The organism is Salinisphaera aquimarina (assembly GCF_042643355.1).
Classification (GTDB): Bacteria; Pseudomonadota; Gammaproteobacteria; order Nevskiales; family Salinisphaeraceae; genus Salinisphaera; species Salinisphaera aquimarina.
Window position 1 is genome coordinate 973,188 of record NZ_JBHRSS010000003.1, and the last position, 12,285, is coordinate 985,472.

The 12,285-nt window shown below is 65.2% G+C and carries 8 protein-coding genes; 6 read left to right on the forward strand and 2 right to left on the reverse strand.

What is annotated here, in order from left to right; genetic code table 11:
* Positions 1 to 32 precede the first annotated feature (32 nt).
* From ACFOSU_RS07965 to ACFOSU_RS07980, 4 genes are all read left to right on the forward strand, one after another.
* Positions 33 to 851 (forward strand): NRDE family protein, encoded by an 819-nt coding sequence (locus tag ACFOSU_RS07965; RefSeq protein WP_380688227.1) that lies wholly within the window; start codon positions 33 to 35, stop codon positions 849 to 851.
* Positions 848 to 2,788: a S9 family peptidase gene (locus ACFOSU_RS07970; RefSeq protein WP_380688229.1), complete on the forward strand. Its 1,941-nt coding sequence runs from the start codon at positions 848 to 850 to the stop codon at positions 2,786 to 2,788. The genes ACFOSU_RS07965 and ACFOSU_RS07970 overlap by 4 nt, the downstream gene beginning before the upstream one ends.
* A 205-nt stretch (positions 2,789 to 2,993) precedes the next feature.
* Positions 2,994 to 4,844, forward strand: coding sequence for an autotransporter assembly complex protein TamA (locus ACFOSU_RS07975; RefSeq protein WP_380688231.1), 1,851 nt, complete (start codon positions 2,994 to 2,996; stop codon positions 4,842 to 4,844).
* Positions 4,841 to 8,719, forward strand: coding sequence for a translocation/assembly module TamB domain-containing protein (locus ACFOSU_RS07980; RefSeq protein ID WP_380688233.1), 3,879 nt, complete (start codon positions 4,841 to 4,843; stop codon positions 8,717 to 8,719). Before ACFOSU_RS07975 ends, ACFOSU_RS07980 begins: the two co-directional genes overlap by 4 nt.
* An 88-nt stretch (positions 8,720 to 8,807) precedes the next feature.
* On the opposite strand, the gene ACFOSU_RS07985 is transcribed toward ACFOSU_RS07980, so the two are convergent.
* Complete coding sequence (locus tag ACFOSU_RS07985; protein WP_380688235.1) at positions 8,808 to 9,389, reverse strand: DedA family protein; 582 nt, start codon at positions 9,387 to 9,389, stop codon at positions 8,808 to 8,810.
* Between the two features lie 7 nt (positions 9,390 to 9,396).
* Positions 9,397 to 10,062, reverse strand: a complete 666-nt coding sequence (locus ACFOSU_RS07990) for an alpha/beta hydrolase (protein ID WP_380688237.1) — start codon at positions 10,060 to 10,062, stop codon at positions 9,397 to 9,399.
* A gap of 165 nt (positions 10,063 to 10,227) precedes the next feature.
* On the opposite strand from ACFOSU_RS07990, the gene ACFOSU_RS07995 reads away from it, so the two are divergent.
* Both ACFOSU_RS07995 and fghA read left to right on the forward strand, forming a co-directional pair.
* On the forward strand, positions 10,228 to 11,337 hold the full coding sequence (locus tag ACFOSU_RS07995; RefSeq protein WP_380688239.1) for an S-(hydroxymethyl)glutathione dehydrogenase/class III alcohol dehydrogenase: 1,110 nt from the start codon (positions 10,228 to 10,230) through the stop codon (positions 11,335 to 11,337).
* Positions 11,338 to 11,421: 84 nt separating this feature from the next.
* Positions 11,422 to 12,270 carry an S-formylglutathione hydrolase gene (gene fghA, locus ACFOSU_RS08000; RefSeq protein ID WP_380688241.1) on the forward strand — a complete coding sequence of 283 codons (849 nt, stop codon included), beginning with the start codon at positions 11,422 to 11,424 and terminating at the stop codon, positions 12,268 to 12,270.
* The last annotated feature ends 15 nt before the right edge of the window (positions 12,271 to 12,285 follow it).

A 12,285-nucleotide genomic window follows, 5' to 3' on the forward strand; every position in this document is an offset into this window, starting at 1 on the left:
CCGCGCTCTGATCGCGCGACGGGATCGCGGCCATGTGCCTGATCGCCTTTGCCTGGCAGGTCGCCGCGGATCGGCCGCTGGTGGTAACCGCCAATCGCGACGAGTTTCATGCCCGTGCTACCGCCGCCGCGCAGTGGTGGGATACCCCGGCAGGGTTGTTCGCCGGCCGCGATCTGGAAGCCGGCGGCGCCTGGTGCGGCATGGATCGACAGGGCCGGTTTGCGGCCGTCACCAACGTGCGCGAGCCGGCCGCGGCCGGTGTTCGTCTGTCGCGCGGCTGGCTGGTGCGTGATTATTTTGCCTCCAGCGAGAGCGCCGCTGGCTGGGCCGATCGGATCCCCGCGGGTGCACAGGCCTATGGTCCGTTCAACCTGCTGATCGGCGATCTCGACACGCTCTGGTTCGTCTCCAATCGCGGCGATGTACGCCGTACCCGACTCAGGCCCGGCGTGCACGCCATCTCCAACGGCCACTGGGGCGACCACTGGCCCAAGACCGAACGCGCCCAGACCCGCCTGCGGGCGTTGATCGAGCGCGATGCGTTCGATGCACAGGCGGGTTTCGAACTGCTGGCCGATGCCGACCCGGCGGCCACCGAAACCCTGCCCGATACCGGCATCGGCCCGGAACACGAACGCTTTCTATCGTCGCTGTTCATCCAGAGTCCGCGTTACGGCACCCGGGCCTCGACCGTGATCACCCGCCGTATCGACGGGCGCGTGGATTTTCATGAGCACGGTTTCGATGCCGATGCCGCGATTGATCACCGGGTTCACGAACACTGGCTCGTCGCCACGCGGACGCACGGGCCCAAGCATTACGGACCCAGGCAGAGGAAAGACCGCGCATGACCAATATCCGTCCCTACGGCAGCTGGCCATCCGCCATCAGCGCCGATCACGTGGCCGCTGCCGGCCGCAAGTTCACCGATCTGCGTATCGATCACGGCGTGGACGCGCCGCTGCTGTACTGGCTGGAAAGCTGCCCGGACGAGGCCGGGCGCAACACCATAATGCGCCTGAACGACGCCGGCGAGGCCGAGTCGTTGCTGGACGCGCCGGCGAGCGCGCGCAGCGCGGTCCACGAATACGGCGGCGCGGCGTTCACCGTGCACGCCGGGGTGGTCTGGTTCGTCAACGCGGCCGATCAGGCGATCTGGCGGCGTGAACCCGCGGGCGATCTCGCGCCGCTTACCGACGTCGACGATGACGTGCATTTCGCCGATCTGCAGTACGACGCCGGCCGTGATCGGCTGATCGCGGTTGCGGAGACGCCGCGCGCCGACGCCGAACCCCAGGCCGCGCTCGAGATGATCGACGCGCAGGGTCGGCGCACCGGGATCCACAGCGGCCACGATTTCTATGCCAGCCCGCGCCTGTCGCCGGCCGGCGATCGGCTGGTCTGGCTGGCCTGGAATCATCCCGATATGCCCTGGGATGCCACCGCGCTCTGGCAGGCCGAGATCGATGCCGACGGGCGTATCGGCGCGCCGTCGTGTCGCTGGGCACCTGAGCGGGCGTCGTTGTTCGCGCCGGTATTCGCGCCCGACGGACGCCTGCATATCGTCTGCGACGCCGACGACTGGTGGAATATCTATCGCGAAGACAGCGCCGGTGGCGGCTTTGCGCAACTCACCCGCGAGCAGGCCGAGTTCGGCGTGCCGCAATGGGTGTTCGGTCAGAGCACGTACGCCTTCACCGCCGACGGTCGGCTTTATGCCATGGCGACCCGCGCCGGCCGCTGGCAGCTGGGCGAGGTCGATACCGAGGACGGGTCCTTCACGCCCTGGCCGCTGGCCCAGGATTTCTTCGAACATCTGCATGCCATCGGCGACGATCTGGTGGTGATCGCGGCCGATGCGGCGACCCCGAAAAGCGTTCTGTATTTTGCCGCGCCGGCCACGCCGTCTCGCAGCGCCCGCGTCCTGCGCGCCGGCGACGGTCTGCCGGACGGCGTGTCGTTGTCGCAACCGCAGGCGATCAGCTGGTCGACGACGGACGGCGACCGCGCCCACGGTTTGTTCTATGCGCCGGTCAACGCCGACTGTGCGGGCCCGGCCGACGCCCGCCCGCCGCTGATACTCAAGTGCCACGGTGGGCCGACGGGTGCGACCAGTACTGCGCTGGATGCACGTATCCAATACTGGACCTCACGCGGCTATGCGTTGCTGGATGTGAACTATCGCGGCAGCACCGGCTACGGGCGTGCCTATCGCGGCAAGCTGGACGATGCCTGGGGTATCGCCGATGTGGCCGATTGCGCCACCGGCGCGCGATATCTGGCCGACCGCGGTGATATCGACGGCGAGCGCGTGCTGATCTCCGGCAGCAGTGCTGGCGGCTATACCGTGTTGTGTGTGCTTACGTTCACCGATGTCGCCGCGGCCGGTGCCAGCTATTACGGGATTGGCGACCTGACCCGGCTGATGGCGTCCACGCACAAGTTCGAGTCGCGTTATCTGGTCGGGCTGATTGGCGCCGATCCGGCGCGCCTGGTCGAACGCTCGCCCCTGCCCCACGCCGAGCGACTGGCCTGCCCGGTGCTGTTCCTGCAAGGCCTCCAGGACAAGGTCGTGCCGCCGGATCAGGCCGAGACCATGGTGGCTGCGCTGCGCTCGCAGGGTGTGCCGGTGGCGTATGTTACGTTTGCCGATGAACGCCACGGTTTTCGCGACGCCGCCAACATCCGGACCGCGATCGAGTCCGAGCGCAGTTTCTACAGCCGCGTACTGGGTATTACCGGTATCGATGATCTGATCGATCTCAGAATCTACAATTTTGGGGACTGAGAGCGGCTGTACCGTCATCCAGAGCCCCGCGAGCCGCGTAAGTGTTCGTCATGTACCGAGGTGCTACGCTTTCGGTACGGTCCGGGTTCTGGGGTAATCTGGGCGTCTTGCTTGGGGTCCGTGTGTCTCGGCCAGGCGATCGATCAAGGGGTTTGACGCGTTACCCCGCGTCAACGGGTACAACCTGGCAGGTGTTTCGGGCCACGTGATTCAGCATTATCGCAAGTATCTACAGGGCCGGCGCGGGCGCCATATCCTGGTGATCGCTATCGCCGGGCTGCTCATCCATCCGGCCATTGCGGACACCGTCAATATACGTATCGACGGTATCGATGATCCGTTGCTGACCAATGTGCGCAAGTCGCTGTCGGTAGCGGGTGAGCACGACGAGCCCTGGTCCGGTGGCCAGATACGACGCCTGTATCGCCTCTCCCCCGATGAGATCAAGAACGCGCTCGCGCCCTTCGGCTACTACAACCCCGTGGTCACGACCAATCTCGACGCCCCGAACAAGGAAGACGACAAGACCTGGCAGGCGACTTTCAAGATCGACCACGGGCCGGTCACCAAGGTCACAACCGTCAATCTTGCGGTCAATGGCCCGGGCGACGAGTACCCCGACATCAAGGAAGCGCTCAGGGACACCCAGCTCGCCGAAGGCAAGCGTCTGGTGCACGCCGACTACACCGCGACCAAGACCGCGCTGTATAACGCCGCCTACAACGCGGGTTATCTCGATGCGCGTTTTTCGCAATCGGCCATTCGGGTCAACCCGGCCGACAATACCGCCCAGATCGATCTGGTCATGGACACTGGCGAGCGCTACTACTTCGGTGCGGTGACGCTGGATCAGGACGTGCTCAACGATAACTTCGCCCAGCGCTTCGTGCCGTTTGCGGCCGGCGAGCCGTTCAACGCCGAGCGTCTGGTCGATCTGCAGCTGATTCTGGGCGATACCGATTATTTCAACGAGATCGAGATCCAGGCCGATCGCGGCAAGGCCGAGCGTGAAGGCCCGATCGAGGACTGGCTGTTCGATATTCTCTATCCGCCGGAAGACCCGCTGATCAGCGTCGGCCGGCTGCAGATTCCGGTGACCGTCAGCGCCCAGCCGAGCAAACCGCAGAGTTATACGCTCTCCGGCGGTTATGGCACCGATACCGGTCCGCGCGTGGGCGTGGGCGTGAAGTTCCGGCATCTGAACAAGCGCGGCCACCAGTTCTCGACCGATCTGCGTCTGTCCGCGGTCAAGCAGAGCCTGCAGTCGTCCTACGATATTCCGATTTCCAACGTGGCCCAGGACAAGCTCAGCTTCACCGCCAAGGTCACCAACGAGGATTTCGGCGATATCAGCTCGTTTCTGTACGGCGTGGGCGCGGTGCGCGACACCGGCTGGTCGCTGGGCCGCAAGCGTGCGTATATCAATCTCGAGCGTGAAACCTACGACTTGAATGACGGCGCCGGTGATCGCACCTCGACGCTGCTGTATCCGGGTTACACCATCACCCTGCAGAAGGCGGACAACCTGCTGGATACGCGCAAGGGCGTGAGCGCGTCGCTGGACGTGCACGGGGCCAGCGAAACACTGGGCTCGAGCACCGATTTCGTCCAGGCGAAGTTCACCGGCCGGGCCGTACTGCCCATGACTTCGCGCAGCCGCCTGCTGCTGCGTACCGAGTTGGGCGCCACCGAGGTCAACGACTTCGAGAACCTGCCGCCGTCGCAGCGGTTCTTCACCGGCGGCGACCGCACCGTGCGCGGTTATTCCTACCAGTCGATCAGCCCCACCAACGGCAAGAAGGAAGACATCGGCGGCCAGTATCTCGCCGTGGGCAGCATCGAGACCGACTATCGCGTCTACAAGAAGTTCGGCGTGGCCGCCTTCTTCGATGCCGGCGACGTGGCCAATACCACCAGCTTCGATTTCAAGCGCGGCGTGGGCATCGGCTTTCGCTATGCCTCGCCGGTGGGCATGATCCGGCTCGATCTGGCGCACCCACTGGATGATCCGGACAGCAACTTCCGTATCCACTTCAGTCTCGGCCCCGATCTGTGAGCGAGCAGCCCGACAACACGCCGGATCCCAAGGCGAAGAAGCAGCGCAAACCCAGGAAACGGCGCTCGCGCGTCTGGCGCGTCATCAAGTGGACGCTGCTGATCGTGCTGCTGCTGGTGCTGATCGTCATCGGCCTGGTGGCCTGGGTGGCGACCACCCGCAGCGGTCTGGATTTCGCCTGGGGCCAGATTGGCCCGCGCCTGCCCGAGGGCATCGAGGTGGCGAGCGTCGAGGGCCGGCTGATCGGGCCGCTGGAAGTGCGCGGTGTGAAGGTCGACACCGACAGCCTGCATCTGGCGGTCAACGCGGTCGATTTCGACTGGACCGCGAAGGAACTGCTGTCGCGGACCGTCCACGTCAGGAATCTGGCCGTGCGCGGGCTCGACTACGAGGTCACCCAGGTGGTCGAGGCGGCGCCGGAACCGGAACCGACCGGCGAGCCGTTCTCGCTGCCCGACGCCATCGACCTGCCGGTGACGGTCCAGATCGATCGTGTCTCGCTCGACGATCTGTCCGCGATCACCGCGCCCGAGGCCGAGCCGATCGTGGTCGACACGGTGCGCCTGGTCAACGCGCGCCTGGACGGCGAGAACTGGAAGATCGAATCGCTCACAGGCAACGGCCCGTTGTTCGATATCGACGCCAACGCCGCGCTCAATCCGCGCGGTGGCTATGCCACCAACCTGGGTTTGAACGCGACCCTGCGGCTGCCCGATCTGGCCCCGGTCAAGGCCAAGGCCGAGATCAAGGGTGATCTGTCGAGCCTGGGTTTCGCCGCGCAGGTCAACGCCCCCTATAACGTGTCGCTCAAGGGCGCGGTCGCCGACGCGCTGGATGCGCCTGAAGTAGATGCCACCGTCACGCTCGACGACACCCACCTGCAGCAGATCAAGAAGGATCTGCCCGAGGCCAGCGTCAGCACCACCGTGACCGCGAAAGGCCCGATCGACAATCTCGCGGTCACCCTCGACACCAACGCCGACAGCGCCGACTACGGCAAGGCCGTGGTCAGCGCGCTGGTGCACTACACGCCGGCCGCGGTGATCATCGACCGGCTGGATCTGAGCAGTCCCGACATGAGCGGCAATCTGTCCGCCAAGGGACAGGTGGCGCTGGCCGAAGGCAACGCCATGGACCTGACCGTGGACTGGTCTGAGCTGCAGTGGCCGCTCAAGGGCGCGCCGGCGTATCGTTCGGACAACGGCAAGGTCCGCCTGACCGGCGAGATGACCGCCTATCAGCTCGATACCGCGCTCGCCTGGCAGGTCGTCGGCCAGACCGAGGGCAAGCTCAGCCTCGACGGCAGCGGCACCATGGAGTCGTTCGATCTGGCCAAGCTGAATATCAGCGGCGGTCCGGGCGATATCAGTGGCAACGCGAAAGTGATCTGGGCGCCGGCGCTGGACGTGGTCGCCCATCTCGAGGGTCGCGGCATCAACCCGGGTGCGATCGTGGCCGACGTGCCGGGCGATTTCGATCTCGACGCCGACGTGCGCGCCAAGCAGGATGGCGATGTACTCACCGCCAACGTCGACACACTCACCGCCAACGGCACCCTGCGCGGCCAACCGCTACGGCTCGACGCCAAGGCCCGGTATCTGGGCGATCATGTGCTCGTGGACAAGCTTCATCTGGTGTCCGGCGCAACCACCGCGGATATCGTAGGCCGCTTCGGCTGGACCCCGGACGCGCTGCTCGACGGCCGCTGGGATATCGATTCCACCGACCTGTCCACCGCCTGGCCGACGCTGGCGGGTACGCTCAAGACCAGCGGCACGGTCAAGGGCAAGGTCGCCGCGCCCAACGTGCGCGCCACCCTAGACGGCCGCAATATCGCCTTCGAGGCCAACCGCGTGAACAGCGCCGCCCTCGATGCCCGCGTGGACTGGTCGGGCGCCAGCCAGTCGAAGGTGGAACTGAACATCGACGGTGTCGACGCCGGCGGCCAGAAGATCGACGCGGTCGTGTTGAACATGGATGGCACGCCCTCGGCGCACTCGATCAGCGCCAGGGTCGATAGCGATATCGCCAAGGCCGACCTGGGTCTGGACGGCGGCCTGAACAAGAAGACCATGAACTGGCGCTTCACCCTCAATCGCCTGACCGCGGCCTACGACAAGCTCGCCCCCTGGTCGCTGGCCGCGCCGGCGTCCGGGCTGGTGTCCGCCAATGCCCAATCGATCAAGGATGCCTGCCTGACCTCGGGCGGGTCGCGCGTGTGTCTGCGCGGTTCGCACGACGCCAAGGCCAGCGCGGCGCATGTCCAGCTGTCCGATTTCGCCTACGATTACGCCCGCCCGTTCTTCCCCGAGGGCCTGGATATCGACGGCTCGATCTCCGGCACCGTCGATGCGCGTCTGCCGACCAACGGCAACCCCGACGTCAACGCCCAGCTGACCACCAGCAACGGCAGCGTGGACATGACCCAGCCGGACGACAGCGTGGTGCGCATCGTCGACATGCAGCCGGGGCGCATCAGCGCCGTGCTCAACGACTCCGGGCTGGATGCGTCGGTGAATCTGCCGCTGGCCGACACCGGCGGTATCCGCGCGGACATGAACGTCGGCGGCGGTTCGCAGCCGCTGACCGAACGCCCGCTCAGCGGCAGCGTGAACATCGATATCGCCAAGCTGAGCGTGGTGGAAAAACTCTCGCCCGAAGTCGACGAGCTCAATGGCCACATCGCCGGCGATCTGCGCCTCAACGGCACCCTGGCCAAGCCCAATGTGCTCGGCAACATTACCCTCGATGCCTCGCGCATCGTGCTGGTCACGCCGGGGCTGGTGCTCACCGGCGTCAAACTCGCGGCGGTCGGCCGCGGCGATTCCATCGATATCGATGCCGCGGCCACCTCCGGCGGCGGCCAGCTCAGCGCCAACGGTGCGATCGCGCTCAACGACGAAGGCCAGGATGTCGACCTCACGATCGAGGGCGATCGCTTCCAGGTCGTCAACATCCCCGACGCCAAGGCCTTTGTCAGCCCCGACCTGAAAGTGGCGGTCACCCCGACGCGGGTGGACGTCACCGGCAGCGTGACCATTCCCGAGGCGTCGATCACGCCGCGCGATCTGCCCGCGGCCGGGGTGACCACGGTCTCCGGCGATCAGGTGATCGTCAGCGACGACGGCACCACCCCGGAAGCCGCGGCTATTTCGCGCGCCATTCATGCCGACGTTCGGGTCATTCTGGGTGACAAGGTCAGCATCGACGGCTTCGGCCTGACCGCCAATCTCACCGGTGATCTGCGGGTGGTGCAGCAGCCGGGCGACGTGCCCACCGGCACCGGCGAGATCCGTGTCGTCGACGGCGCCTATCGCGCCTATGGTCAGAGCCTGGATATTCAGGAAGGCCGGATTCTGTTCGCCGGCGGACCGGTGAGCTCGCCGGGTCTGGATATCAAGGCGGCCCGCTATCCCAGCGAGGACATCACCGTTGGCGTTCAGGTGCGCGGGCCGATCAGCCAACCCAGGCTGACCCTGTTTTCCGAACCCGGCATGAGTCAGTCGCAGCAATTGTCCTGGCTGCTGCTGGGCCGCCCGCTCGACGGCACCAACAGCAAGCAGGCCAGTCTGGTCGCGCGCGCGGCCCTGGCGCTGGGCAGCAGTCGCGGCAACAAGGTGCTCAACGATGTCGGCGATCGTCTGGGTGTCGACGATATCGGTATCGGTAGCGGCGCCGGCGAAGGCAGCGATCAGGCTGCATTCACGGTCGGCAAGTATCTGTCGCCCAAGCTCTATGTCAGCTACGGCATCGGGCTGTTCAACCCGGTCTCGACGCTATCCATGCGCTATACGCTGAGTTCGCACTGGCGTCTGGAGACCCAGTCCAGCGGCGCGGCCACCGGTGGCGATATCGTCTATTCCATCGATCGCTAGTGGTGTCCGGCCAAGCGTGCCGGCGACGTGTGCTCGCCGCCAGCAATGGCTAATTTCGTGGAACCGGCGGGCGAGATCCCTGCCGGCGCTACTGCGACGGCGGCGTTGTCTTCCTGCGACGGCGCAGCCGATAGATGCCGAAGCCGACCGCGGCCGCGATCACCAGCACGATCACGAGCAGCTGTTCGACGTTCTGGATATGCGCCAACGCTCCCTGCACGGCATCGGCCAGGTACACGCCGATCAAGGTGATGGTGCCGGCCCAGATGACCGTGCCGATGGCATCGAGAATGAAGAAGCGCAGCGGCGAGATCCCCAGTGAGCCGAACACGAACGGGGTGACGTAGCGCAGGCCGTAGAGAAAACGAAAACCGATCATCATCGGTGCGCCGTAGCGCTGCAGCAGTTCCTCGACGCGGGCGACCTTGGGCCGCCATGCCGGGCGTTTGTCGAGCGCCGGCCGGCCCATGCGACGGCCGATATGAAAGCACAGGTTGTCACCGATCATGGTGCCGATGATGGCCGCGATCAGCACGCCATTGACGTCGATAATGCCGCGATGGGCCGCGAACACCCCGAGCAGGATCGCGGTCTCGCCTTCCAGAAAGCAGCCCAGTGCGACCGCGAAATAGCCATACTCACCGATCAGTTGCTGCAGCGTGTCGATCATGCGCCGATCAACTGCCGGTCAGACGCGCGCGCAGCCAGCGCCCGATTTCGGCGATCTGTGGCAGACACACCTGGTGCTGCATCGGATACTCGTGCCATGCCACGTCGTAGCCGGCCTGTTGCAGATGATCGCGGCTGGCCTGGCCCAGCGTGATCGGCACGACCGGATCCTCGCTGCCGTGGGCCATGATGATGGAGACGCCGCGATTGGCGTCGCTGGCCTCGTCGGCCAGCGTCTCGGCAAGCGGCAGATAGGTCGACAGGGCCATGATCCCGGCCAGTGCGTCGGCGTGGCGCACGCCGGCGTGCAGGGCAATGGCACCGCCCTGGGAAAACCCGGCCAGCACGATATGGTCGGCGGCCACGCCACGCTCGGCCTCGCGCGCGATCAGCGCTTCGATCTCGGCGGCGCTGGCGCGGATACCCTCGGCGTCCTGCTTGTCCGCGATCGCCATGCCCTTGATGTCGTACCAGGCCCGCATCGGCATGCCGTTGTTGATCGTGACCGGGCGTACCGGTGCATTCGGAAACACGAAACGGATGCCGTGGTCGGCAGGCAGGCCCAGTTCCTCGACGATCGGTACGAAGTCGTTGCCGTCGGCGCCCAGGCCGTGCAGCCAGATCACACTCGCGGTGGCCTCGGAACGGGGTTCGATTTCGATACAGTCGAGCATGCGGTGACCGGATTGCGGTAAGCCAAGCGCGCAAGTCTGGCCAGCGGCGCGAATGCTTGCAAGGAAATTTTGGTTGCGTATAAGCCCGACCAATGCGATAGACTCGAAGATCTGTGTTTCATACAAGAACGAACACGCGTCTAGCGCGTTGAACGAGGAGAACCTATGAAATCTCGTGCTGCTGTTGCCTGGGAATCGGGCAAACCCCTTTCGCTCGAGGAAGTCGAAGTCGCGCCGCCGAAGAAAGGCGAGGTGCTGGTTCGGATCGTGGCCACCGGCGTATGCCATACCGACGCCTACACGCTCTCGGGTTCGGACCCGGAAGGCCATTTCCCGATCATCCTGGGCCACGAAGGCGGCGGTGTGGTGGAGGAAGTCGGCGAAGGCGTGACCAGCGTCAAGCCTGGCGATCACGTGATTCCGCTGTATACCGCCGAGTGCGGCGAGTGCAAGTTCTGCAAGTCGGGCAAGACCAACCTGTGCAGCTCCGTGCGCGAGACCCAGGGCCAGGGCGTCATGCCCGACGGCACGTCGCGTTTCAAGTGCAACGGCAAGGAACTGTTTCACTACATGGGAACGTCCACGTTCTCGGAATACACGGTGGTGGCCGAGGTATCGCTGGCCAAGGTCAGCAAGGAAGCCCCGCTGGACAAGATCTGTCTGCTGGGCTGCGGCATCACCACCGGCATCGGCGCGGTGTTCAATACCGCCAAGGTCGAGGAAGGCTCCACCGTGGCCGTGTTCGGTCTCGGCGCGATCGGCCTGGCCGTGATCCAGGGCGCGCGCATGGCCAACGCCTCGCGCATCATCGCCATCGACATCAACCCGAGCAAGTTCGAGTTCGCCAAGCAGCTGGGCGCGACCGAATGCGTCAACCCCAAGGATTACGACGACCCGATCCAGCAGGTCATCATCGAACTGACCGACGGCGGCGTGGACTACTCCTTCGAGTGCATCGGCAACGTCAACATCATGCGCAGCGCGCTCGAGTGCTGCCACAAGGGCTGGGGTGAATCCACCATCATCGGCGTGGCCGGCGCGGGCGAAACCATCGAGACGCGTCCGTTCCAGCTGGTCACCGGTCGCGTATGGCGCGGCTCCGCCTTCGGCGGCGTCAAGGGCCGTACCCAGCTGCCGGGCTATGTGAAGCGTTATATGGACGGCGAGATCAATCTGGACGATTTCGTCACCCACGATCTGCCGTTCGAGAAGATCAACGAAGCCTTCGACCTGCTTCACGAAGGCAAGGCGATCCGCTCGGTCCTGCACTTCTAGACCCACGACGATACGACACGTCACGCCGCGGCACCGATACCGGTCGTCGCGGCGTTTTTGCTCGACGATAAAGAGAATCCGGTGATGGAAAAGATCGACGAACACAAGGCTTTCGGCGGCTGGCAGCGGCGCTACACGCACAAGTCCGAGGTCTGCAACTGCACGATGACGTTCGCGCTCTATCTGCCGCCGCTGGCGGATACGCGCCGCGTGCCGGTGGTGTACTGGCTGTCGGGGCTGACCTGTACCGACGAGAATTTCGTCAACAAGGCCGGCGCCCAGCGCGTCGCTGCCGAACTGGGCATCGCGATCGTGGCGCCCGACACCAGCCCGCGCGGCGACGACGTCGCCGACGAAGACAGCTATGACATGGGCAAGGGCGCGGGCTTTTATGTCAACGCCACTGAAGCACCCTGGGCCTCGCACTATCAGATGTATGACTACGTCACGAGCGAGTTGCCGGCCTTGCTGGCCGACGAGTTCGGCACCACGCTGGATCTGTCGCGCGAGGCCATTTCCGGTCATTCCATGGGCGGCCACGGGGCACTCGTTGTGGGCCTGCGCAACGTGGATCGCTTTGCCGCCATCTCGGCGTTCTCGCCGATCTGTGCGCCCAGCGAAGTGCCATGGGGCCACAAGGCACTGCCGAAATACCTCGGCGACAACCGCGACGCCTGGCTTGAATACGATGCCACCGCGATCATGGGGCGCGCGAGCAACGGCGAATCGTTGCCCCCGATCCTGATCGAGCAGGGTCTGGATGACGGCTTCTACGAAGAACAGCTGCATCCGCATCGCCTGGAAGAAGCCGCCGATCAGGTCGGTGCCCAGGTAGAAGTCCGTCGGCGCGAAGGCTACGACCACAGCTATTTCTTCATTGCCAGCTTCATGGAAGACCACCTGCGCTTTCTCGCCAAGCACTTGGGCGTCTGATCACGGGCCGCCTGC